Genomic DNA, 23,770 nt, shown 5'->3' with positions numbered 1-23,770 from the left:
TCAGGGATCGAGCCGCATCGGCAGCCCGGCGCGCACCATGTGCTCCTTGGCTTGGCGTATGGTAAATTCGCCGAAGTGGAATATCGAGGCGGCCAGCACCGCGGTGGCGTGGCCCTGGCGGATGCCGTCGACGAGATGGTCGAGATTGCCCACGCCGCCGGAGGCGATGACCGGTACAGGGACACTGTCGGCGATTGCCTGCGTCAGCGGCAGGTCGAATCCCTGCCGCGTGCCGTCGCGGTCCATCGAGGTCAGCAGGATTTCACCGGCACCGAGCGACACCACTTCCTGGGCGTATTCGATGGCGTCGATCCCGGTGGAATTGCGTCCGCCGTGGGTAAAGATCTCCCAGCGGTCCGAGCCGCCGCCGCGCTTGACCCGCTTGGCGTCGATCGCGACCACGATGCACTGCTCGCCGAACTTTTCGGCCGCCTGCTTGACAAATTCGCGGTTGCTGACCGCGGCCGAATTGATCGAGGCCTTGTCGGCTCCGTACCTCAGCAGCGTCTTGATGTCATCGATGGTGCGCACCCCGCCGCCGACCGTCAGCGGCATGAAGCAGGCTTCCGCTGTGCGCCGCACGACGTCCAGCATGGTGCCGCGGTTTTCATGGGTCGCGGTAATGTCAAGGAAGCACAATTCGTCGGCGCCGGCGGCGTCATATGCGATCGCAGCTTCCACCGGATCGCCGGCGTCGCGCAGGTCGACGAAGTTGACGCCCTTGACGACCCGACCGTCTTTGACGTCGAGACAGGGAATGACGCGGACCTTGAACATCACAAAACTCCCAAAGCGTTTTCACGCGAAGTGGGCACCGGTTCGCGTGAAGAAAACGCGTCAAAATAAAAAGGTCGAGCCATGATCCTGACCATGGCTCTACGCCGCGGCGCGCGCGTTGCGGATCAGCGTCAACGCGGCGGCGGGATCAAGCCGGCCGTCATAGAGCGCGCGGCCGGCAATGGCGCCGGCAAGCTTTTTTGCGCGCGGCTCGAGCAGCGCCTTGACGTCCTCGATCGAGGCGAAGCCGCCGGAAGCGATCACGGGGATGGAAATGCGCTCGGCCAGCGCGATCGTCGCATCGAGGTTGAGGCCCTTCAGCAGGCCGTCGCGCGCGATGTCGGTGAAGATGATGGCGGCGACGCCGGCATCCTCGAAACGCTGCGCGATTTCGAGCGCGGTCACCTGCGAGGTCTCGGCCCAGCCTTCGACGGCGACCTTGCCGTCGCGGGCGTCGAGGCCAACAGCGACGCGTCCGGTAAATTTTTTCGCGGCGCTCTTCACCAGCTCGGGATCGCGCACCGCGGCGGTGCCGATGATGACGCGCGCAATGCCCTTGTCGAGCCAGGCTTCCACGGTCTTGAGGTCGCGAATGCCGCCGCCAAGCTGCACCGGCATGGTGACGGCCTTCAGCATCGCTTCGACCGCGAGCGCGTTCATCGGCTTGCCGGCAAACGCGCCGTCGAGATCGACGACATGCAGATACTCGAACCCCTGCTCGGCGAAGGACCGCGCCTGCGCCGCGGGATCGAGGTTGAACACGGTCGCGCGCGACATGTCGCCCTGTTCGAGGCGCACGCACTGGCCGTTCTTCAAGTCAACCGCGGGAAAGAGAATCACGGCTTCCACTTCAAAAAGTTCGAGATCAGGGCCAACCCAAAACGCTGGCTCTTCTCGGGGTGAAATTGCGTACCGATCGCGGTGTCCTTGCCCACGATCGCCGTCACCGGCCCGCCGTAGTCGGCGCGCGCCAGCACGTCGGCCTCGTTGGACGCGTTGAGGTGATAGGAATGCACGAAATAGGCATGCCGGCCCTTCGGCCCGAGCGGCAGCCGCTCCAGCACCGGATGCTCACGGACTAGGTCGAGCGTATTCCAGCCCATGTGCGGGATCTTCAGGTTTTGCTCGCGCGGCGAGATCTTCTCGACGTCGCCTTCAATCCAGTTGAAGCCCTCGGTTACGACATGCTCCTTGCCGCGCGTCGCCATTAACTGCATGCCGACGCAGATGCCGAAGAAAGGCCGCGCCTTGACGCGCACGGCTTCCGTCATCGCGTCCAGCATGCCGTCCACCGCATCGAGGCCGCGGCGGCAGTCAGCGAAGGCGCCGACGCCGGGCAGCACGATGCGGTCGGCGCGGTACACGGCTTCCGGATCGCGCGTCACCATGACCTTCTGCGGATCTTCCATGCTCCGCGAGGCCCGCTCGAACGCCTTTGCCGCCGAGTGAAGATTGCCGGAGCCGTAATCGACGATTGCAACGGTCATCGCGGCCCTCCCGGCTCCGGAAACAGGCCGATGATTCCGCCTTGCGGCAATGGCGGCGGCGGTTTGGAGAACGGCTGGCCTGGAATGTTGCGGGTTGGCGGCGGTGCACCGCGATCGACCGCCCATTGGTCGTTGGTGAGGCCACGCTGCCGGGCGGTCCAGCGTTCGAAGAAACGGCGTTCGGCCGTTTCCTCGTCGTCGGCGACTACGATATCGAGCTGGCGCCATTTGCGCCGCGACAATGTCCAGCGCCGCAGGCTGGCCGCTTCCAGACCCATCAGGATGGAAATCAGGACGTCAACGGCGAAGATCGTGCCGCGGCTGGCGCCCAGCGCCGACATCCCAAGCTGGATGGCGATCATCAGAACGATCCAGCCGATCAGCGCCAGCCACAGCCGATGCCACAGCAGCCAGATCACGCTCGCGACCGCAGCCCAGAAATGGAAGCCGTCGCGGACAAAGACGAACTTGTCGGTCGCCGCAAAATCGGCGCCGTTGGCTACGGGAGCATGCACTGTGTAGACCGGCATCGAACCTCTCCGCCGCGAAACAAAAACGCGAACAAGAAATCAGCCGCCGAGCTGACCCTTGGTGGAAGGCACTTCGCCCGCCGCGCGCGGATCGATCGCAACCGCGGCACGGAGCGCCCTCGCCAGACCCTTGAAACAGGATTCGGCGATATGATGGCTGTTCTCGCCATATAGGGTCTCGACGTGCAAAGTCACGCCGGCATTGATGGTGAAGGCGTTGAACCATTCGCGCACCAATTCGGTGTCGAACGTACCTATCTTGTCGCGCGGAAAATCGACCTTGAACACCAGCACCGGCCGGCCGGAAATGTCGATCACGACGCGCGACAGCGTCTCGTCCATCGGCATGTGGATCGAGGCATAGCGAGTGATGCCGGCCATGGTGCCGAGCGCCTGCTTCACGGCCTGGCCGAGCGCGATGCCCACGTCCTCGGTGGTGTGGTGGTGGTCGACGTGGAGGTCGCCGTCCGCCTTGACCGTAATGTCGATGCGGGAATGCCGGGCCAGGAGATCGAGCATATGGTCGAAAAAGCCGATACCGGTCGAAACATCAGATACGCCGGTACCGTCGAGGTTCACCGCGACCTCGATGTCGGTTTCCTTGGTCTTGCGCTTGACGGACGCTGTGCGCATGAAAGCTGCTTCCCTTTGGCCGCCGGGGGGGCGAAAACGCGGCCCTTTTAACAGGCCGATGTCGCCTTCGCTACTGCGGGATCGCGCCTGAAGGGCCGAAGCTGGGCCTATGGTGAGCGAAATCGGCGTGAAATCCTGCGATTGTATCCCCGCCCATCAACCCCTAAATCTGACGGGAACGAGGGTATTTCATGCAAGCATCAGAGAATAACCTGCCGGTCTGGCACGGCACGACCATTGTGACGGTCCGCAAGGGCGGCAAGGTGGTGGTCGGCGGCGACGGCCAGGTCTCAATCGGCCAGACCGTCATCAAGGCCAACGCCAAAAAGGTCCGGAAAATCGGCAAGGGCGACGTAATCGGCGGCTTCGCCGGGGCCACCGCCGACGCCTTCACCCTGTTCGAGCGGCTGGAAAGCAAGCTGGAGCAGTATCCGGGGCAATTGACCCGCGCGGCGGTCGAACTCGCCAAGGACTGGCGGACCGACCGGTATCTGCGCCGCCTGGAGGCGATGATGATCGTCGCCGACAAGGACGTTTCGCTGGTTTTGACTGGCACCGGCGACGTACTGGAACCGGAAGCGGGCGTGATGGCGATCGGCTCCGGCGGCAACTATGCCCTGGCGGCCGCTCGCGCCCTGATCGACACCGACAAGGATGCCGAGACCATCGTGCGCCGCGCGCTAGATATCGCCGCCGACATCTGCGTCTACACCAACCGCAACGTCACGATCGAAACGCTCTAGGGGAGCCGCCGGTCATGGCGCCGGATTACGTTTTCCGTTCGATGACATCGGCTGATCTACCGCTGGTTCGGCGCTGGCTGGCGGAGCCGCATGTCGCGCAGTGGTGGGGCGATCCGGCCGAGCAATATGATCTGGTAAGTGGAGACCTTAACGAACCCGCGATGGACCAGTTCATCGTCTCGGCAGGAGGCAACGATTTCGGCTATCTGCAATGCTACGACCTGACCGCGTGGAATGCTGGTTTTGGCAAACACCCGCGCGGCACCCGCGGCATCGACCAATTCATCGGCGAGCCCGATATGATCGAACGCGGCCATGGTTCGGCGCTCATTCGCGCCTTCGTTGATGAGCGCTTGCGGAACGGTGCTCCGCGCATCGTAACCGATCCCGATCCCGCCAACACAAGAGCCGTTCGTGCCTATGAGAAAGCGGGCTTTGAAAAAGCTGGTATGGTCGATACACCTGATGGCCCCGCTTTATTGATGGTCCGCAACGCATGACTTCGACCAGCAGCATCGGCAACGCGCCAGTCACCCGCACCCTTTCAGGCTGGCAATGGCTGTCGATCGCAGCCGGTATCCTCGCGGCTCAAGCCGCCATCCTGTACGGGATGGGACGCCTGCCGATCTGCGCCTGCGGCTATGTCAAACTCTGGCACGGTGTGGTGCAGAGTTCGGAAAACTCGCAGCACATCGCCGACTGGTACACGCTGTCGCACATCCTGCACGGCATCCTGTTCTATGGCGCGGCTATCCTTGCATTCCCTCGCCTCGCCTGGCAGGGCCGCCTGGTCCTTGCGATGCTGGTGGAGGGCGGCTGGGAACTGGTCGAAAATTCCGACTGGATCATCAACCGCTATCGTGCCGGCACAATCTCGCTGGATTATTTCGGCGATACCATCGTCAATTCGATCTCCGACTCGCTTGCGATGATCGGCGGCTTCCTGCTGGCGAAAAAGTTACCGGTAGGCATCACCGTGGCGCTTGCGCTGCTGTTCGAGTTCGTGATGGCGCTCCACATTCGCGACAATCTGACGCTCAACATCATCATGCTGATTCACCCCTTTGACGCGATCAAGCTGTGGCAGGGTGGGCCGCCCATCATTTAGTCGCCTCCCGCCCCGCTTGCTCTCGCAACATTTGAGACCTACCTAGGACACATGACCGACTTTTCTCCCCGTGAAATCGTCTCCGAACTCGACCGCTTCATTGTCGGCCAGGCCGACGCCAAGCGTGCAGTGTCGATCGCGTTACGCAACCGCTGGCGGCGGCTCCAGCTCACAGGCTCGCTTCGCGAAGAGGTGCTGCCAAAGAACATCCTGATGATCGGGCCGACCGGCGTTGGCAAGACCGAGATCGCGCGGCGGCTCGCGAAGCTTGCCAACGCACCCTTCCTCAAGGTCGAAGCCACCAAATTCACCGAAGTCGGCTATGTTGGCCGCGACGTCGAGCAGATCATCCGCGACCTCGTCGAAGTGGCGATCATCCAGGTCCGCGAGCGCAAGCGCAAGGACGTGCAGGCCCGCGCGCAGCAGGCTGCCGAAGAGCGCGTGCTGGATGCGCTGGTCGGACCGGCGTCGAGCCCGGCCACCCGCGATTCCTTCCGCAAGAAGCTGCGCGCCGGCGAGCTCAACGACAAGGAAATCGAGATCGAGACGCAATCCTCCGGTGGCATGCCGATGTTCGAAATCCCGGGCATGCCGGGCGCGCAGATGGGCGCGATCTCGATCGGCGATATCTTCGGCAAACTTGGCGGGCGGACCAAGACCCGCCGCCTGACGGTCGAAAGCTCGCACGAGATTCTCGTCAACGAGGAATCCGACAAGCTGCTCGACAATGATCAACTCGTGCTGGAAGCGATCGCGGCGGTCGAGAACAACGGCATCGTGTTCCTCGACGAGATCGACAAGATCTGCGTGCGCGAAAACCGCCTCGGCGGCGACGTCTCGCGCGAAGGCGTGCAGCGCGACCTGCTGCCGCTGATCGAAGGCACCACCGTCACGACCAAGCACGGCGCAGTCAAGACCGACCACATCCTGTTCATCGCCTCCGGCGCGTTTCATATCGCCAAGCCCTCGGACCTGTTGCCGGAATTGCAGGGCCGCCTGCCGATCCGCGTCGAGCTGGAAGCGCTGTCCCGCGACGACATGCGCCGCATCCTGACCGAGCCGGAGGCCTCGCTGATCAAGCAATATGTCGCGCTGATGCAGACCGAAGGTGTCACGCTCGACGTCACCGATGACGCCATCGACGCGCTGGCCGACATCGCCGTCGCCGTCAACTCAGCGGTGGAAAATATCGGCGCGCGACGCCTGCAAACGGTGATGGAGCGCGTGCTTGACGAGATTTCCTTTGCCGCGCCCGACCGCCATGGCGAGACGATCAAGGTCGACGCCGACTATGTGCAGAAGCACGTCGGCGATCTCGCCAAGAACTCGGATTTGAGCCGGTTTATTCTGTAGCTGTCGTAGCTCGGATGGAGCCAACGGGTCGCGCGAATGATGTGCGCCGATGACGGGCTCCGCGCAGTCCGGGAGCGGTGCCGCAGGTGGATCGACCTGCCCCGGATTACGCTGCGCTCCATCCAGGCTACCGCGCCCGCCGCACCCGGACGTACAGTGCGCCTTCGCCGCCATGGCCGATATGGGCTTCCTCGAAGCCGACCACCAGCGAGCGGAATTCCGGCAGGCCGAGCCATTGCGGCACCTGACGGCGCAACACGCCGCGCTCGGACTCGGCGCCCATCTTGCCCTTGCCGGTGATGACAAGCACGAAGGTCAGGCCGTCATGATGGGCACGCTGCAGGAAACTGAACAGCGCGCGATGCGCGCGCGTCTGCGTCATGCCGTGGAGATCGAGCCTTGCATCGATTTCCTTTCGGCCGCGCGACAGATGCAACCGCTCGCGGCGGCCGATCGGCGCCAGCGGGGGCGGCGATGATTTTGCAGGAGTAATCGGTCGCGTCGGCGCCGCGTGCCTCGGCAAAGCGGCAGGTTTCGACGTGGCTTTGATATCGGTGTCCTTCGCGGCGGCAGACGGCTTCAAGGGACGGTGCCGTTTGCGCAACGGCTTGATCTGCTTGGCGACGCTCTCCCACAGCGCGCGCTCCTCCTCGCTCAGGCCGCGCTTGCGTCGCGGCGGCTCCGGCAATTCGGGAATCAAGCTCGAAGACCGGCGTTTCATCGACGATAGCGATAACGGCGCAAGTGACGCTGATGCGGCTTTGCCGCCACGGCTTCAACGTTCGGCCGCGGCTCGGGAAGCGGCACCGGCTTGGCCACGGCTGCCTGGATGGCCGCGGCTTGCGAAGGCCCGGCCGCAGGCGTCGTCGCCGGAGTCGCCGGTTTGATATTCGTCCCCGCGGTAACGTCGGACGGCTTTGCGATGCCCTTCTGCTCCCTGGACGGATCCTTCGACGGGGCAGTTTGCGGGAACAGTTTTGCGATCTGCTCCGACGGCCGCTCGTCGGGCACCGGCATCGTGCGGCCGCGCGCCATCGGGTCGAGGCTCTTCGGCACCAGCATGACGAAGCGTGCATTGTGACGGAGGCGGCCGGATACCTTGCCGGCTTCGAAACCGGCGCCGAAATAAAGATCGGCGCGCGCAGGCCCGACGATGGCGGAGCCGGTGTCCTGCGCGATCATCAGGCGACGAAACCGCGTCTTCGATTGCTCGGATTCGATCGGCAGTTCGCCCTCGATGAAGAACGGCGTGCCATAGACGTGCAGCGATTTGTCGACCGCGATCGACCGGCCCGGCGTCAGCGGCACGCCCTGGGCACCAACCGCCTCGTCCTTGTCGGAAAGCTGCACTTCGCGGAAAAAGATATAGGACTTGTTCTGCCGCCGCAGCTCATCGGCCTCATTCGGGTTCTGCTCCATCCATTCCCGGATCTTCTGCATCGACATCTGATCTTTGGGGATGATGTTGCGCTCGATCAGGATGCGGCCGACCGGCGTATAGGGATAGCCATTATGGGCGTCGTAATTGATGCGAACGGTGGAGCCGTCGTCGAGGCTGACCCGCGCCGAACCCTGGATCTGCGAGAACAGCAGATCGGTCTGGTCCTTCAGCCAGCAGATTTCGAGCCCGCGGTCGGCAATCGCTCCGTCCTCGATCTCGGCGCGATCGTAATAGGGCACCAGCTTACGGCGGCCGATCTTGCGGAATACCTGGCCCTTGTTGGGCAAGCCGGCCGAGCTCTGTGTGGTGCCGCGAACGAACAGATTGGACGGCCGGCGATAGACCGGCACCTTGTAGACCTCGTTCTCCGTCCGCGAGCCGTCGACGATGGGCTCGTAATAGCCGGTGACAAAACCCTCGCCTTCGCCAAGCCGCGAAATGCGCAAGGGGAGGAAATGCTCCTCGAAGAAAGCCCTGGCCTTCGCACTGTCGGCCAGTTCGAGGCCCCTGGCGATTCGGCAAGGATCGCGCAGCGACGTGCCGAGTGCCTTCGGATCGGCAGGCGGCTTTTGCTGCGCCGATATCGGCTTGCAGCTTACGCGAAATGCCTTGTAGGCGGCGAGATGATCGTCCTCGCTCCAGCCCGCGATCTCGGACCAGGCGGCCGGTGCGTACTGGCCGCCGTTAATCTGAAACGGGAATTCAAGCTGTGGATATGGCAGGTGACGGACGGACGGCGGATGCAAGGGCTTTTGCGAACGTACATGACGTCCCGCAACGGCATCCACCGGAGCTAGCGAACACGCCAAAGCGAACACGCCAAACGCGAGCCCGGCAAGGCGTCGCGCGTCAGGCCGCGCTTCCGGTGCCAACCAGCTTCCAGTTCGGATCGCGAGAGCTCGTGTCGCGGGCAAATGTCCAGACATCGGTGATATCGGCGACCTTATCGGGGTTGCCATCGACGATGGCGCCGGTCTTGTCGCGGGTGACCGAGATCATCTGCGACACGAAACGAACGGTCAGCTGCGCCGCGCGGTCGCGGGCTTCCGCGCTCACCAACTCGGCCTTGTCGATCGAAACAAACCGTGTTTCGGTTTTTTGCTCGTGTTTCTCGCGATCCTTTATCACGGCCTCGAAGCTCTCATAGACCTCGCTCGACAAGAGATCCTTCAGCGCGCGGCGGTCGCCATTGGCAAACGCCAGCACGATCATCTCGTAGGCGCCGCGGGCGCCGGAGAGAAAGTGCCTGGGATCGAACGAGGAGTCCTGGGTGGCAATGGCATCAAGACCTCCGGCGAGCGGCGTGCCCGGCTCGGCAATGCCCTTCCAGCGATCGGCCGCCGCCACATCGGCGTTCGGCGCCAGCGGCGCCTGATCGATCACGGTGCCTGGCATCGGAACGACGTTCTTGTTGTCCTGCGTCCGTTGCGCGACGGTGGGCGCGGCCCGATCATAGGGCCGTTCGCTTCCGGTGCGCTGTCCGAGGACGCTGCGCAGGCGCAGGAAGATAAAGACCGCCAGCGCCAGGAAGATGATGGTGTAAATATCCACGTCGTATTCGCTTTCTCGTTCTAGCGCCGGCAACGGGCCCGGCGGGCGAGCGTTCCCTGATGATAGGCTCTCTTACTCGTTTTCCCTGAGAACGGCAGAGATTACATCATCGATTGAGACTGCAGCATGTAGGCATGAAACTACGCCCGGCCAATGGCGCGTTTTGGCGCGGGCTAATTGTAGCGCGTTTGACCGCGAGGGGAAACCCGATCGTGTCCGGAAATCACGCATATTCAATTATTTAGGATACATATTGCGCGCCCGCCCGGGCGGTATTTAGGCATATCTGCCATAATTCGCCGTCGGGCCGGTCGGCCGCCGGCCCATCGTCCTTGTGGAACGAGGCGGGGCTATGATAGCCACTCGCCCGGAAAAGGCTTTTCCGCCTATCGAGCGAATTCAGACGAACCCGGGCTGCGCTCGCGAGCGCTTCAGGAGAGAGTTTCATGACCAACGGTAACGGCGCGCCTCCCGAACAGGCCCCTCCCCAGCTCAACGTGCTGGCCCAGTACACCAAGGATCTGTCGTTCGAGAATCCGAACGCCCCCTCCTCCCTGGCGCCGCAACAGCAGCAGCCGGCGATCAACATCCAGATCAACGTTTCCGCCAATAATCTGTCGGAAAACGAGTTCGAAGTGACGCTCTCGATCGAGGGCAAGGCTGAAAATGCCGGCAAGGTGATGTTCAGCTTCGAACTCGCCTATGCCGGCGTGTTCCGCATCGTCAACGTGCCGAAGGAAAACCTGCACCCGTTGGTCATGATTGAGTGCCCGCGGCTGTTGTTCCCGTTCGCGCGCGAGATCATTGCGACCGCGGTGCGCGACGGCGGCTTCCCGCCCTTGATGCTCGATCCAGTCGATTTCGTCGGTCTGTACCGCCAGAACATGGAGCGGCAGGCTGCGGCACAGGCCGCTTCGGGTGCCAAGCCAAGCTAAAGCCGAATTCAAGCAGCCCAGCGGCCAAAGGCCGCTAGAGCCTGTTCCGATTCCATCGGAACGCGCTCTAGATTTGATTTGACGCGTTTTCTCGACGCGAACCGGTTTCCACTTCGCTGGAAAACGCTCTAGACCGCTGCCGGCAGAAAATCATTCCAGATCGGCTTGTCGCCCAAAGTGGCGATGAAGGCGCGATGGGCCTCGCGGTCCGCCTCGGTGATTCGTGGCGCCAGCGGCTCCTCGCGCTGCCGGCGCGGCGTGTCACCAGCCCCGCTGGTAATCGTAATCCGGGTTTCCGACGCCAGGATCAGTTGTGACTGCCGAGCCCCGATCAGGTCGATATAGACTTCGGCCAGCAGCTCTGCGTCGAGCAGCGCGCCGTGCTTGGTGCGGCGGGAATTGTCGATCGCATAGCGCGAGCAGAGATCGTCCAGCCGATTCGACACGCCGGGATGCTTGCGTCGCGCCAATAACAACGTATCGACCAGCCGTTCGCGCGAAATAGCCACCCGCTTGATGCGGTCCAGCTCCGCATTGATGAAGCTGATGTCGAACGAGGCGTTGTGGATCACCAGCGGCGCGTCGCCAATAAATTCCAGGAACTCGTCAACCACTTCCGTAAACAGCGGCTTGCTGGCGAGGAACTCCGTGGACAGGCCGTGCACGGCAAAGGCTTCCGCCGGCATATCGCGCTCGGGATTGATGTAGCGGTGAAACGTTTGCCCGGTCGGCATGCGGTTGAAGATTTCGATGCAGCCGATCTCGACCAGCCGGTCGCCGCGCAGCGGGTCGAGGCCTGTGGTTTCGGTATCGAGAACGATTTCGCGCATGGATTTCCGGGACCGGAGCTTAAGGCGAATCAAGCTCGCCGCTGCGGCATCTTAACGACCTCGGCCAGAATGTCGCGGATGGCAGTACGCACCGGGTCCAATCCATGCGACGTATCCACCACGAAATCCGCGCGCTTGCGCTTTTCGGCATCGGGCAATTGCCGCGCCAGAATGGCGTCGAGCGCCTCATTGGTCATGGTGCCGCGCGCGAGAATGCGCTCGCGCTGGATCGCCGGATCGGTGCTGACCACGACAACAGCATCGACGCGTTTCTCGCCGCCGGTTTCGAACAACAACGGGATATCCATCACCACGACCGGCGCCCCGGATCTCTCGGCATCATCGAGGAATTTCTGGCGGGAGGCGCCGAGCATCGGGTGAACGATCTGCTCGAGCCGCTTGATGGCGGCAGGGTCGTGCACCACCTTGGCGGACAGCTTTGCGCGATCGACCTTGCCGCCGGCGGTCGTGCCGGGAAACGCCGCTTCGATCGCGGGCACGGCCTCTCCTTCATAGATTTTATGAACTGCCGCATCGGCGTCGTAGACCGGAACGCCCGCCTCGCTGAACAATTTGGCGGTGGTGGATTTTCCCATCCCGATCGAGCCGGTCAGTCCGAGAATCCGCATCACATCGCCGTTTCCAAGGAGATGATTCTAGACATTGAGCTGGCCCTCGCCGCGCAGGAACGCCAGCAACGGTAACAGTGGCAGACCGAGAATGGTGAAATGGTCGCCCTCGATACGCTCAAACAAATGTACCCCGAGCCCCTCGAGCTGATAGGCGCCAACGCTGGTCGTTACCGCCTGCCCGGCCTGATCCAGATAGGCTTCGATCTCGCTTCCGTCCAAACGCCGCATCGTCATTCCGGCAACGCCGACATCGGAAAACACTATCTTGCCGTCGCGGGCCGCCGCAACGGCCGAATGCAGCTCGTGCGTATGGCCAGCAAGCAGCCGTAGCTGCTCTGCAGCCTGCGCCCGGCCGCCCGGCTTGCTGAACAGCCGCGTTCCAAGCGCCAGCGTCTGGTCGGCGCCGACGACGTAACGGCCTGGATTTTTCGACGACACGAACAACGCCTTCTCGCGCGCGAGAAGGCCTGCGATTTCGCCGGGCGCGGAAAGGCCGGACTTCTCTTGCACGGATCGTTCGTCGATATCGGCAGGAACGGCATCGAAGGCAATGCCGGCGTTGGCGAGCAGCATCCGCCGCGCGCGACTTTGCGAGGCCAATATCAGCGGATCTTTTCCACGCCAGATGGTCATCGCGAAAACATCATTCGGGAAGCCGCTGCCGCTGGCGGTCGCTGAACAGTTTCATGACGGCTGCCGCCGTTTCCTCGATCGAGCGACGCGTCACGTCGAGCTGCGCCCAACTGAATTTGGCGCTCAATTTGCGCGCATGGGCAACCTCGTCCGCGACCGCCTGGCGATCGATATAATCGTCATTGCCGGAATCAGCCCCCATGCTCAACAGTCGATTCTGCCGGACCTGGATCAACCGCTCCGGCGTTGCATGGAGGCTGACGATCAACGGCTTCTTCAATGTCTCGAGCTGGTGCGGCAGCGGAATGCCCGGCACCAGCGGCACGTTCGCAGTACGGATGCCGCGGTTGGCAAGATAGATCGAGGTCGGCGTCTTCGAGGTGCGGGATACGCCAACCAGAACGACGTCCGCTTCTTCCAGGCCTTCGACGTGCTGTCCATCGTCGTGCATCATGGTGTAGTTCAAGGCATCGATGCGCTTGAAATATTCTGCGTTCAGAACGTGCTGGGCGCCCACCCTGCCCGTCGTTGCCGCACCAAGATAGGCTTCGAACAATTGCATCACCGGCCCGATAATAGAGAGGCTCGGGATATTGATGTCCTTGCACTTGGCTTCCAGCCGGCCGACCAGATCCTTTTCCAGGAGCGTAAAGAGCACGATGCCCGGCGCCTCCTCGATCTCGTCGAGCACGCGGTCGAGCTGCTTCTGGCTGCGCACCAGTGGATAGACATGCTCGACCGCTGTCACATTGGCGTATTGCGCGGCCACCGCGCGCGCCACCGTGATCAAGGTCTCGCCGGTCGAATCGGAGACCAGATGAAGATGAAAATAATTGCCGATCGTGGGCACCAAAACCCCTGTGTATCCTGTGAATCCCTGTGGAGCTTAACCAAGATATCCGGTGCTGGATCGCCGCCTCAGGGATAACCCTTCTCTTTCTTCACAGGGCCTCAAGAGAGGACAACTCCAAGCGCTCGTGACAATGATAGTGGGAAGATGTGGATTTGTCTCTTGATAAGCTGGCCACAAAACGGCGCAAGCAATTGATGCAAGTGGCGTTATCCTGATGATCCAGGATTCGGCCGAAACTGGCGATGGATGTGAACAAGCCTTTCAAAAAGGCGGGACCGTATTGTGTGAGTCATAATCACGGTCACTTAGACTCAAACCTAAGATTCTAAAATTATTAGTTTAGAGAAGCGGAGCTTTGAGGATATGTCTCGCTCCCCGACTGGCGGAGCTTTCTTTGCAAGGTCGGGATGCGAACGTTCCAGGACCGGCAAGGTCGAGGCGACTGCAATGTATGAGTGGATCAAGGCGCTGCATGTGATTGCCGTCATCTCGTGGATGGCCGGCATGCTCTATCTGCCGCGGCTGTTCGTCTATCACTGCGAGACCGAGGTCGGATCGAAGCAGTCCGAGACCTTCAAGGTGATGGAATGGCGATTACTGAAGGCGATCATCAACCCTGCGATGATCATCACCTGGCTGGCCGGGCTTTATCTGGCTTGGAGCGGGCATTGGTACATGTCCGGCTGGTTTCACGCCAAGCTGACGCTGGTGCTGGTCCTGTCGGGTGTCCACGGCTTTTTTTCCCGCTGGGTCAAGGATTTTGCGGCCGACCGGAATACCAGAAGCCAAAAATTCTATCGTATTATCAACGAGGTACCGACCGTCCTGATGATCTTCATCGTTATCCTGGTGATCGTGAAGCCGTTCTAGCCTCAGCTTTCGTCGATCCGGCGGTTTCTCACCTGCTTGCGAAGCGGCAACTGATTTTCTATATTAGCGAAATCCCACCCCACGCAGGCGGATGTGGCTGCGTTCCGGTTTCTTCATTGGAGACCGGCCGCCGCATCAGGTTTGAAGCCTCACCGGCGCTTTCCTTGCTTAGACCTGCGGACCTTCCATTTTTCGTGTCCGCTTTTTTCTAAAGCCACCTCGCATCCCTTCAAAGACACTCCACAGGACCACCCCAATGCGGGAAATGAAACTCCAGGACCTCAAATCGAAAACGCCGGCCGAGCTCGTCTCGTTCGCCGAAGAGAGCGGGGTCGAAAATGCCAGCACCATGCGCAAGCAGGAGCTGATGTTCGCTATTCTCAAGCAGCTCGCGATCCAGGAAATCGACATTATCGGTGAAGGCGTCGTCGAGGTTCTCTCCGACGGCTTCGGCTTTCTGCGCTCGCCCGATGCCAACTACCTGCCTGGCCCCGACGACATCTACGTCTCGCCGTCGCAGATCCGTCGCTTCGGCCTGCGCACCGGCGACACCATCGAAGGCCACATCCGCAGCCCGAAAGAAGGCGAACGCTATTTCGCGCTGCTCAAGGTCAACACGCTCAATTTCGAAGATCCGGAAAAGTCCAAGCACAAAGTCAATTTCGACAATTTGACTCCGCTGTTTCCGGACCAACGTTTCAGGCTCGAGCTCGAAGACCCCACGCGAAAAGACCTTTCTGCAAGGGTGATCGACATCGTAGCGCCAATCGGCAAAGGCCAGCGCGCCCTGATCGTGGCACCGCCGCGCACCGGCAAGACGGTGCTGATGCAGAACATCGCGCACTCCATCACCGCCAATCATCCCGAATGTTATTTGATCGTGCTTCTGATCGACGAACGTCCGGAAGAAGTCACGGACATGCAGCGCTCGGTGAAGGGCGAGGTGGTGTCGTCGACCTTCGATGAACCGGCGGTGCGTCACGTCCAGGTCGCCGAGATGGTGATCGAAAAAGCCAAGCGCCTCGTTGAACACGGCCGCGATGTCGTGATCCTGCTCGACTCGATTACGCGCCTCGGCCGCGCCTACAACACCGTGGTGCCGTCATCCGGCAAGGTGCTGACCGGCGGTGTCGACGCCAACGCGCTGCAGCGGCCAAAGCGATTCTTTGGCGCTGCGCGAAATATCGAGGAGGGCGGTTCGCTCACGATCATCGCGACCGCGCTGGTCGATACCGGCAGCCGAATGGACGAAGTGATCTTCGAAGAGTTCAAGGGCACCGGTAACTCGGAATTGATCCTCGATCGCAAGGTTTCGGACAAGCGAACCTTCCCGGCGATCGACATCTCGCGCTCGGGTACCCGCAAGGAAGAACTGATCACCGATCCGCAGCTCCTGAAGAAGATGTACGTGCTGCGCCGGATCCTCAATCCGATGGGTACGATGGACGCGATCGACTTCCTGCTCGATAAGCTTCGCAATACCAAGAACAACTCGGAGTTCTTCGATTCCATGAATACCTAAAGCCGTCAGGCCAAGGCTTTGGGGAGGGCGCCTCGCACCACGAGGCGCCCTTTTTCATGCTGCGGTGGTCGCTGCGATCCGAATGCGGCATCGGAAAATCGGTCTTAGCGATTGGTTAACCATTTAAGCCATTGAATTTTATATCACTTATTTGGATCTGGAGGTCAGGGGAGGGCGCCGTTCCGGATTTTTCAGCGTTTTTTGCCATGCCCATCCCGGGGTAAACCAACAGCATTGCCATTGAGATTCCGAATCGCGTTGCCTTTTCAAAACCTCCCGCACAAATAGGCCATGCATCCGCGGGACCAGACCATTTTTGCACTGTCGTCGGGCCGGCCACCGAGCGCGATTGCCCTGGTGCGCGTCTCGGGTTCGCAGGCCGGCAGGGTCGTGACCGGGCTTGCGGGCAAATTGCCATCGCCGCGAATGGCCACCCGCACGCTGCTTAGAGATGTCGGCCAGCGGCCGATCGACGATGCCGTCGTGTTGTGGTTTCCGGGTCCGGCTAGCGCGACCGGGGAAGACGTCGCCGAATTTCACGTCCATGGCGGGCGTGCGGTGGTGGCCGCGTTGTTCGCGGCGCTGTCCGCATTCGAAGACGTTCGTCCGGCCGAGCCCGGCGAATTTACCCGGCGCGCTTTCGAGAACGGCAAGCTCGATCTGACCGAAGCCGAAGGGCTCGATGATCTCATCCATGCAGATACCGATCGGCAGCGGCACCAGGCGCTGCGCCAATTAAAGGGATTGCTTGGCGACAGAGCGCGCGACTGGCGCGCGCGGATCATCGAAGCATCTGCCTTGATCGAAGCCGGGATCGATTTTTCTGATGAGGGCGACGTGCCGGCGGAGCTGATCGCGCCGGCGTTAGCGAAGGTCAAAGCGCTGCTGGCAGAGGTCGAGGAAGTCCTTGCAGGGCAGGGGCGGAGCGAGCGCCTGCGCGATGGGCTCGTTGTCGCGATCGCCGGCCCACCGAATGTCGGCAAGTCGACGCTGATGAATCAGCTCGCACGTCGTGAGGTCGCGATCGTGTCGCCGCATGCCGGCACCACGCGCGACGTCATCGAGGTGCAGCTCGATCTCGACGGCTATCCGGTGACGGTGATCGACACCGCGGGTATTCGGGAGACTGACGACCCGGTCGAGCAGGAGGGTGTTCGCCGTGCCCGCGCCCGGGCGGCGGATGCGGACCTCGTGCTGTGGCTTTCCGACTCTCCGCAGGAAGCGATCGATCATGATGGGGTCGCGCCGATCTGGAAGGTACGTAACAAGGTCGATCTCGAAGAGGCGGGTCGGCCATTGGCCGAGGCGCCGGGGCAGGGAAGTTTCCAGATTTCGGCGAGTCGGGGGGATGGCGTGCCGGAGCTTATCGCGGCATTGGTCGGCTTTGCTCAGCGCTACTTTGGCGGCACCGACGACGAACTGATCAGCCGGACTCGGCAACGGAAGCTCTTGCAGGAGACGGCAGCTTCGCTTCGCCGCAGTGTCGCGGTGGTCGGGCAGGGCGAGGAGCTGGCGGCGGAAGAACTTCGGTTGGCGGCATATTCCTTGGGAAGGCTGCTCGGGCGTGTGGACGTCGAAGACATACTCGACGTCATCTTCCGCGAGTTCTGTGTAGGTAAGTAATACTCCCTTAACTATAACCCGTTTCACGTGAAACATTCGGCCGGTTCCAGGGAGGCGTTGTTTCACGTGAAACAACATCGGCAATTTCTCCCTTCCGCGTTTTTCAACTCCGGGATAGAAGTCGCGGCATGATTTCCCGCATGGACTCTTTTGATGTCATCGTCATTGGCGGCGGCCATGCCGGCTGCGAGGCCGCGAGCGCGGCTGCGCGCATGGGTGCCAGAACAGCGTTGGTGACCCACTGCTTTGCGACCGTGGGAGCGATGTCCTGCAATCCCGCCATCGGTGGTCTCGGTAAGGGCCATCTGGTCCGCGAGGTCGATGCTCTGGACGGGCTCATGGGCCGAGTGGCCGATGCCGGGGGAATCCAGTTTCGGATGCTGAACCGTCGCAAGGGTCCGGCAGTCCGCGGACCGCGGGCCCAAGCGGACCGCAAACTCTACGCCGCCGCCATGCAGGCTGCGATCCGGGAAACCGCCAATCTCAGTGTGATCGAAGGCGAAGCGGACGAGTTGATCGTCTCGAACGGCCGCGTGACCGGCATTCGGCTAGGCGAGGGCCGTGAACTCTCCGCCGGGGCGGTGGTCATCACCACCGGGACTTTCCTGCGGGGACTTATCCATCTCGGCGAGAAGAACTGGCCCGCGGGTCGGGTCGGGGAGGCGCCGGCGATGGGGCTCTCGGCTTCCTTCGAGAGGGTCGGCTTTGCGCTTGGAAGACTGAAGACAGGCACGCCGCCGCGCTTGGATGGTTCGACGATCGACTGGTCCGCGGTCGAGATGCAGCCCGGCGATGACCCGCCGGAGCCGTTCTCGGTGATGACCGACCGGATCACGACGCCTCAAATCCAGTGCGGGATCACGCGGACGACGCCGGCGACCCATGAGGTGATCCGGGCCAATGTGCACCGCTCCCCGATGTATTCCGGCCAGATCAAGAGCAGTGGCCCGCGCTATTGTCCCTCGATCGAGGATAAGATCGTCCGGTTCGGCGATCGCGACGGCCATCAGATCTTCCTGGAGCCGGAAGGGCTCGACGACTCTACGGTCTATCCCAACGGCATCTCGACCTCGCTCCCGGAAGAAGTTCAGCTTGCGATCCTGGCGAGCATTCCCGGACTCGAGCGGGTGAAGATGGTCCGGCCGGGCTACGCCATTGAATACGATCATGTCGACCCCCGTGAGCTTGAGCCGACGCTGCAGACCAAGCGCCTGCCGGGTCTTTTCCTGGCCGGCCAGATCAACGGCACGACGGGATATGAAGAGGCTGCGGCCCAAGGGATTGTCGCAGGCCTCAACGCGGCCTTGGCGGCGGGCGGCGCCGAGCCCATCGTGTTCGATCGAGCGGATGGCTATCTCGGTGTGATGATCGATGACCTCGTGACCCGGGGAATCACCGAGCCGTATCGGATGTTCACCTCCCGGGCCGAGTATCGTCTGACCTTGCGGGCTGACAATGCCGACCAGCGCCTGACGGACAAGGGTATCGCTCTGGGCTGTGTCGGACAGACGCGTTCGCAGCGGCATCGCGACAAGATGGCCGCCTTGGCTGCGGCCAAGGTCTTGGCCAGGTCGCTAACGATCACTCCCAATGAAGCGGCTAAGCACGGGTTGGCACTCAACAGGGATGGCCATCGCCGATCGGCATTTGAGCTGCTGGCCTACCCGGAGATTGAATGGGTCGGCCTACGCGGCATCTGGCCGGAGCTCTCGGTCATTGATCCGGCGATTGCGGTGCATCTCGAGATCGACGCCAAGTACGATGTCTATCTCAAGCGCCAGACTGCCGACGTCGATGCCTTCAGGCGAGACGAGGGGTTGGTCCTGACCGACATCGATTACGCCGATGTGCCCGGGCTCTCCAATGAGGCGCGCTCCAAGCTTGAGGCGGCGCGGCCGCGGACGGTGGGGCAGGCGGGTCGGCTCGATGGTTTGACGCCGGCGGCGCTGGGTATCCTGGCGGCGTATCTGCGTCGAGAGGCGCGACGGAAGACTTCGCGGGCAAGCGCGTAAGAAATCTGTTTCACGTGAAACGGGGCAGGGCGAATCAAGGCGATCGTCATTTGCGAGGAGCGCAAGCGACGAAGCAATCCATTCTTCTCCCTTTTGCCGCGAGGTGGCTTGCTTCGCGCCTGTCATCGGGCGCGCATTCGCGCGACACGGTGGCTCGCAATGACGGCTGAAGGCAGGCAGCATTCCAGACATGGGCAACATGCAACCGGCAGATCAATTCCCCTCCGCAAGTGACAAAGCAGCGGCGTTGGCTCTCATCCCCGTTTCACGTGAAACGGAGGCGCGGCTCGATCGCTATATTGGTCTTCTCGTGGAATGGCAGGCCAAGACCAATCTCGTCGCGCCATCGACGCTTCCGCATCTTTGGACCCGACACGTCGCCGATTCGCTTCAGCTTCTGGATCTGGCCTCGTCGGCGAAAATCTGGGTCGATCTCGGTAGCGGCGGCGGATTTCCAGGTGTGGTGTTGGCATGCGCATTGGCGGACACGCCGGACGTGAACGTCCACTTGGTCGAGCGCAACGCCAAGAAAGCGGCCTTCCTGCGCGAGGCGGTCCGCGTAACTTCTGCGGCTGCGACCGTGCATTTGGCGGGAATCGGGGATATTGTGGATAGAATCGGCAGCCGCGTCGATTGCGTCACTGCGCGGGCGCTGGCTCCGTTACATCAGCTTGTCGGTTTTGCGGAACCGTTTGTGAACAGTGGTGCTAAGGCACTGTTTCTTAAGGGCCAAGATGTAGAGGCTGAATTGACTGAAGCCACTAAATATTGGAATATTGAACCGCGACTCCATTCCAGCCGCACGGGCGGGCACGGCTGGATCGTCGAACTCGATCGGATCGAGCGGCGCAACCCCTCCGCGATCACACATGGCGATCGGGCATGAGCGAATTAGACCAGTTATATCAAGAAGATAGAGATCCAACTCCACCGCCCCATCCACGCATCCTATCACTCGCCAACCAGAAGGGCGGAGTCGGCAAGACCACCACAGCGATCAATCTGGGCACCGCACTCGCCGCGATTGGCGAGCGAGTCTTGATCGTCGATCTCGATCCGCAGGGCAACGCCTCCACGGGTCTCGGCATCGACCGCCGCAATCGCAACTGCTCGACCTACGACGTGCTGATCGGCGAAGCGCCGCTGCGCGACGCAGTGGTTGCCACCGCCGTGCCGCGGCTGCACATCGCCTCCTCGACCATGGATCTATCGGGTCTCGAACTTGAGCTCGGCACGACGCCGGGCCGTGCGTTTCGGCTGCGCGATGCGATCGCGGCGCTGAACAAGAACGCGGCGCCGGACACCGATTACACCTATGTGCTGATCGATTGCCCGCCGTCGCTGAATCTTCTCACAGTCAACGCGATGGCGGCGTCCGACGCGATCCTAGTGCCGCTGCAATGCGAGTTCTTCGCGCTCGAAGGTCTGTCGCAATTGCTGCAGACGGTGGAGCAGGTGCGCTCGACGCTCAACCCGAACCTGTCGATCCACGGCATCGTGCTGACGATGTTCGACTCGCGCAACAATTTGTCGAATCAGGTCGTCGCCGACGTACGGCAGTTCATGGGCGGCAAGGTCTACAACACCATGATCCCGCGCAACGTGCGCATCTCCGAGGCGCCGTCCTACGGCAAACCGGTGCTGGTCTACGATCTCAAATGCGTCGGCAGCGAAGCGTATCTGAAGCTGGCGACGGAAGTGATCCAGCGCGAGCGTGAGCTGAGAACACATTAGTAAGGACGTAGGGTGGGCAAAGGCGTCTTCGCCGTGCCCACCATTATCTATCGCGAAAGTCGGTGGGCACGCTTCGCTTTGCCCACCCTACGAGCAACCGAATTCTGTTCCGGAGTACTGACGTGAATCCTAGGGAGTTGGCGGCGATGGCCGACGAAACGCGTTCGCGACTGGGTCGTGGTCTCGCAAGTCTGATCGGGGATGTCGGCGGCGAGGCCGCGCATATCGAACGGCCGCGCAACCAGCGCAAGGTGCCGATCGAATTCCTGAAACCGAATCCGCGCAACCCGCGCCGGACCTTTTCCGATACCGAACTCGGCGAACTCGCCAGTTCCGTCAAGCAGCACGGCGTGATCCAGCCGATCGTGGTGCGTCCGGTGAAGGGCGCGCAGGATCGTTACGAGATCATCGCCGGCGAGCGCCGCTGGCGCGCCGCGCAACTCGCCAGCCTGCACGAAGTCCCGATCGTCCCGATCGATGTCAGCGACAGCGACGCACTCGAGATCATGATCATCGAGAACGTGCAGCGCGAAGACCTCAATGCGATGGAAGAGGCGCAAGGCTATCACGCGCTGGCCGACGAATTCAAACGCAGCCAGGAAGACATCGCCAAGGAAGTCGGCAAGAGCCGCAGCCACGTTGCCAACATGATGCGGCTGACGAAATTGCCGATGGAAGTGCAGGCCCTTATCGCGAGCGGCGAATTGTCGGCGGGCCACGCCCGCGCGCTGATCGGCGTGCCCGATCCGCTGACGGCCGCCAAGCGCATCGTCGCCGAAGGCCTCAACGTGCGCCAGACCGAGGCGCTCGCCCACGAAGAGGGCGTGCCGGAGCGCAAGCCGCAGAAGGCGCGCGGCGGCGGCAAGACCAAAGATCCCGACACGGTCGCGCTGGAGAAGCGCGTCAGCGATGCGCTCGGCCTGACCGTGACCGTCAACCACCGCGATCCCGGCGGCACCGTCCACATCAGCTACCGCAATCTTGAGCAGCTCGATGAGGTGATGCGGCGTCTGGAGAAGGGGAGCTGAGCTATCTTCGTCGTCCCGGGCAAGCCAACGGGTCGCGCGAATGCGCGCCCGATGACAGGCTCCGCGCGACCCGGGACCCATACGCCGCGGCGGAATTTGTTAGATCAGGATGAGATCAGGTTGGGCCGTGACGCGGACCATCTCGTGCCCCGGGCGCAAGCGGCGTGAGTGCTGCGAGCCGAGGCCCATTCTACTTTGCATGGGGTTGTTCTCGCGATTTTGTGTCTGCGCCCCGCGGTGTACCGCCGAAGAGCATCTGCACTGCGTCAGGGACATGATATCGTTGACTTTGCGCTAATAAGGAATCGATTCGACTCATACCCATCCCGCTCCAGGCGAATTGCTCGATGGCCTTCCTGGGCAACACGATCCCGTGGTTATGGGTCCCTGCTTTCCGCAGGGACGACGCCGAGATTTCGCCTGATGGCTCAGCCCCGCCGCTTCGCGTTTGCCGCGATCGAAAGCAGCGTCCGTAGCGCAATCGCTGACGCCAGCGAGGCCTGCTTGCGCATGTCCAGCGCCGCCGTCCCGAGTTGATCGATGACCGCGGCCAGCCGCGCCGCGCTGAAATTGCGCAGCGCGATTTCGACCGCGCCCTTGCGGGAGAAATGCAGGCGCGGATACCCGCTTTCGAGCAGGGTCGATACCGGCGTCCCTTCCGCCACTGCGAGCGCCGACTTGTGCAGCCATGCCGCCTGGCGCTGCGCGGCCGAGATGATCACGCCCGGATAGGTACCGGCGACCATGGCCTTCGCAAATTCGCTTTCGACCAGATCCGGCTTGCCCGCAAAGGCACCATCCACGATCGGGTCGAGCTTCAGTTCGGACGCGTCAGACACGACGGTCATGACATCATCGAGCGCGATCTCGCCCTTGCCGTGGGCGTAGAGTGCCAGCTTGCGAAGCTCGTTGCGAGAGGCCTGGCGGTCGCCGCCGAGCAACGACATCAGCACCGCGCGGGCATCCGAGGCGATGCGCAAATTGGACGTCCGCAATTCCTCGTCGATCAATCTGGCGAGGTCGCGCTCGGTGTCGGGATAGCAGGCGATGGCGACCGCGGTCTTGGCGCGCTCGCAGGCCTTGCGTAGCGGCGACTCCGGCCGCAGCTCGCCGGCCTCGATCACGATGCGGCAATCCTTCACCGGCGTATCGGCCAGCGTATCGATACCGCCAGCGAAACTGCGCGAGCCGGCGCGCACGCGAATGGCGCGGCGGCCGCCGAACATCGGTATCGTCATGGCCTCATCGACCAGCCGCGACGGTTCAGCCGACAGCTCGTCGCCGTCCAATCGCACCAGTGAGAAGGGATCGGTGGGATCGTCGACGGCGGACGCTATTAGCGCATCGGCACGCTCGCGAACCAAGCCGGCATCCGGACCGTAAAGCAGGATGATCGGGCGGCCGGGGTCGGGCCGGGCAAGAAAAGCGTCGATGTCCTTTCCGCGGAGCGCGACCACCACGAACCTTTCTTGGCG

At 62.2% G+C, this 23,770-nt stretch carries 25 protein-coding genes; 12 read left to right on the top strand and 13 right to left on the bottom strand.

Annotated features, from left to right (window positions below):
- The 5 genes from hisF to hisB form a co-directional block, all read right to left on the bottom strand.
- Entirely contained in the window at positions 1–777 is a 777-nt protein-coding gene (hisF, locus tag GWE18_RS33180) for an imidazole glycerol phosphate synthase subunit HisF (RefSeq protein WP_275189900.1), read from the bottom strand.
- 99 nt (positions 778–876) lie between these two features.
- Positions 877–1,626, bottom strand: coding sequence for a 1-(5-phosphoribosyl)-5-[(5-phosphoribosylamino)methylideneamino]imidazole-4-carboxamide isomerase (gene hisA / locus GWE18_RS33175; RefSeq protein WP_275189899.1), 750 nt, complete (start codon positions 1,624–1,626; stop codon positions 877–879).
- A complete protein-coding gene (gene hisH / locus GWE18_RS33170; protein ID WP_275189898.1) occupies positions 1,614–2,264 on the bottom strand; it encodes an imidazole glycerol phosphate synthase subunit HisH in 651 nt (216 codons plus the stop codon). Before hisH ends, hisA begins: the two co-directional genes overlap by 13 nt.
- Entirely contained in the window at positions 2,261–2,794 is a 534-nt protein-coding gene (locus GWE18_RS33165) for a DUF2628 domain-containing protein (RefSeq protein ID WP_275189897.1), read from the bottom strand. Before GWE18_RS33165 ends, hisH begins: the two co-directional genes overlap by 4 nt.
- A 39-nt stretch (positions 2,795–2,833) precedes the next feature.
- On the bottom strand, positions 2,834–3,427 hold the full coding sequence (hisB, locus tag GWE18_RS33160; protein WP_275189896.1) for an imidazoleglycerol-phosphate dehydratase HisB: 594 nt from the start codon (positions 3,425–3,427) through the stop codon (positions 2,834–2,836).
- 191 nt (positions 3,428–3,618) lie between these two features.
- Here hisB and hslV point away from each other — a divergent pair, with 191 nt between their 5' ends.
- From hslV to hslU, 4 genes are read left to right on the top strand one after another with little or no spacing between them, the layout of a single operon-like run.
- Entirely contained in the window at positions 3,619–4,170 is a 552-nt protein-coding gene (gene hslV, locus GWE18_RS33155) for an ATP-dependent protease subunit HslV (protein WP_275189895.1), read from the top strand.
- Positions 4,171–4,184: 14 nt separating this feature from the next.
- Positions 4,185–4,670, top strand: coding sequence for a GNAT family N-acetyltransferase (locus GWE18_RS33150; RefSeq protein ID WP_275189894.1), 486 nt, complete (start codon positions 4,185–4,187; stop codon positions 4,668–4,670).
- On the top strand, positions 4,667–5,278 hold the full coding sequence (locus tag GWE18_RS33145) for a DUF2585 domain-containing protein (RefSeq protein WP_275189893.1): 612 nt from the start codon (positions 4,667–4,669) through the stop codon (positions 5,276–5,278). The genes GWE18_RS33150 and GWE18_RS33145 overlap by 4 nt, the downstream gene beginning before the upstream one ends.
- 51 nt (positions 5,279–5,329) lie before the next feature.
- Entirely contained in the window at positions 5,330–6,631 is a 1,302-nt protein-coding gene (hslU, locus tag GWE18_RS33140; RefSeq protein ID WP_275189892.1) for an ATP-dependent protease ATPase subunit HslU, read from the top strand.
- Between the two features lie 127 nt (positions 6,632–6,758).
- Here the strand turns inward: hslU and GWE18_RS33135 are convergent, their stop codons facing one another.
- Genes GWE18_RS33135 through GWE18_RS33125 form a run of 3 tightly spaced genes read right to left on the bottom strand, consistent with a single transcriptional unit; the run spans position 6,759 to position 9,623 of the window.
- Positions 6,759–7,352, bottom strand: a complete 594-nt coding sequence (locus tag GWE18_RS33135; RefSeq protein ID WP_275189891.1) for a Smr/MutS family protein — start codon at positions 7,350–7,352, stop codon at positions 6,759–6,761.
- Positions 7,349–8,998 carry an MltA domain-containing protein gene (locus GWE18_RS33130; protein WP_275189890.1) on the bottom strand — a complete coding sequence of 550 codons (1,650 nt, stop codon included), beginning with the start codon at positions 8,996–8,998 and terminating at the stop codon, positions 7,349–7,351. Before GWE18_RS33130 ends, GWE18_RS33135 begins: the two co-directional genes overlap by 4 nt.
- Entirely contained in the window at positions 8,922–9,623 is a 702-nt protein-coding gene (locus GWE18_RS33125) for a Tim44/TimA family putative adaptor protein (protein ID WP_275189889.1), read from the bottom strand. Before GWE18_RS33125 ends, GWE18_RS33130 begins: the two co-directional genes overlap by 77 nt.
- A gap of 446 nt (positions 9,624–10,069) precedes the next feature.
- On the opposite strand from GWE18_RS33125, the gene secB reads away from it, so the two are divergent.
- The gene (gene secB / locus GWE18_RS33120) at positions 10,070–10,558 is read left to right on the top strand and encodes a protein-export chaperone SecB (protein WP_057853768.1); all 489 of its coding nucleotides are present in this window, start codon (positions 10,070–10,072) and stop codon (positions 10,556–10,558) included.
- Between the two features lie 128 nt (positions 10,559–10,686).
- Here secB and dnaQ read toward each other — a convergent pair whose 3' ends face one another.
- The 4 genes from dnaQ to GWE18_RS33100 are packed head-to-tail and all read right to left on the bottom strand — an operon-like array spanning position 10,687 to position 13,503.
- Positions 10,687–11,388, bottom strand: coding sequence for a DNA polymerase III subunit epsilon (gene dnaQ / locus GWE18_RS33115; RefSeq protein ID WP_275189888.1), 702 nt, complete (start codon positions 11,386–11,388; stop codon positions 10,687–10,689).
- Between the two features lie 29 nt (positions 11,389–11,417).
- Positions 11,418–12,017 carry a dephospho-CoA kinase gene (coaE, locus tag GWE18_RS33110; RefSeq protein WP_275189910.1) on the bottom strand — a complete coding sequence of 200 codons (600 nt, stop codon included), beginning with the start codon at positions 12,015–12,017 and terminating at the stop codon, positions 11,418–11,420.
- A 27-nt stretch (positions 12,018–12,044) separates the two neighbouring features.
- A complete protein-coding gene (locus GWE18_RS33105) occupies positions 12,045–12,653 on the bottom strand; it encodes a Maf family protein (RefSeq protein WP_275189887.1) in 609 nt (202 codons plus the stop codon).
- 10 nt (positions 12,654–12,663) lie between these two features.
- On the bottom strand, positions 12,664–13,503 hold the full coding sequence (locus GWE18_RS33100) for a pyruvate, water dikinase regulatory protein (RefSeq protein WP_275189886.1): 840 nt from the start codon (positions 13,501–13,503) through the stop codon (positions 12,664–12,666).
- 450 nt (positions 13,504–13,953) lie between these two features.
- Between GWE18_RS33100 and hemJ the strand changes: the two genes are divergently transcribed.
- The 7 genes from hemJ (at position 13,954) to GWE18_RS33065 (ending at position 22,295) form a co-directional block, all read left to right on the top strand.
- Positions 13,954–14,376, top strand: a complete 423-nt coding sequence (gene hemJ / locus GWE18_RS33095; protein ID WP_275189885.1) for a protoporphyrinogen oxidase HemJ — start codon at positions 13,954–13,956, stop codon at positions 14,374–14,376.
- Positions 14,377–14,632: 256 nt separating this feature from the next.
- Positions 14,633–15,898, top strand: a complete 1,266-nt coding sequence (rho, locus tag GWE18_RS33090) for a transcription termination factor Rho (protein WP_057853763.1) — start codon at positions 14,633–14,635, stop codon at positions 15,896–15,898.
- Positions 15,899–16,189: 291 nt separating this feature from the next.
- Positions 16,190–17,521: a tRNA uridine-5-carboxymethylaminomethyl(34) synthesis GTPase MnmE gene (gene mnmE / locus GWE18_RS33085; protein WP_275189884.1), complete on the top strand. Its 1,332-nt coding sequence runs from the start codon at positions 16,190–16,192 to the stop codon at positions 17,519–17,521.
- Positions 17,522–17,649: 128 nt separating this feature from the next.
- Positions 17,650–19,533, top strand: a complete 1,884-nt coding sequence (gene mnmG / locus GWE18_RS33080; RefSeq protein WP_275189883.1) for a tRNA uridine-5-carboxymethylaminomethyl(34) synthesis enzyme MnmG — start codon at positions 17,650–17,652, stop codon at positions 19,531–19,533.
- Between the two features lie 190 nt (positions 19,534–19,723).
- Positions 19,724–20,419 carry a 16S rRNA (guanine(527)-N(7))-methyltransferase RsmG gene (gene rsmG, locus GWE18_RS33075; RefSeq protein WP_275189882.1) on the top strand — a complete coding sequence of 232 codons (696 nt, stop codon included), beginning with the start codon at positions 19,724–19,726 and terminating at the stop codon, positions 20,417–20,419.
- Complete coding sequence (locus tag GWE18_RS33070) at positions 20,416–21,267, top strand: ParA family protein (protein ID WP_275189881.1); 852 nt, start codon at positions 20,416–20,418, stop codon at positions 21,265–21,267. The genes rsmG and GWE18_RS33070 overlap by 4 nt, the downstream gene beginning before the upstream one ends.
- 146 nt (positions 21,268–21,413) lie before the next feature.
- Positions 21,414–22,295, top strand: a complete 882-nt coding sequence (locus tag GWE18_RS33065) for a ParB/RepB/Spo0J family partition protein (protein WP_275189880.1) — start codon at positions 21,414–21,416, stop codon at positions 22,293–22,295.
- Between the two features lie 428 nt (positions 22,296–22,723).
- Here GWE18_RS33065 and holA read toward each other — a convergent pair whose 3' ends face one another.
- Positions 22,724–23,752: a DNA polymerase III subunit delta gene (gene holA / locus GWE18_RS33060; protein WP_275189909.1), complete on the bottom strand. Its 1,029-nt coding sequence runs from the start codon at positions 23,750–23,752 to the stop codon at positions 22,724–22,726.
- Positions 23,753–23,770 lie beyond the last annotated feature (18 nt).

Origin of the sequence: Bradyrhizobium sp. CSA112, assembly GCF_029051645.1 — a bacterium.
Classification (GTDB): domain Bacteria; phylum Pseudomonadota; class Alphaproteobacteria; order Rhizobiales; family Xanthobacteraceae; genus Bradyrhizobium.
The sequence above is the reverse complement of the archived record's forward strand: the minus strand, read 5'-3'. Positions and strand labels throughout refer to the sequence as shown.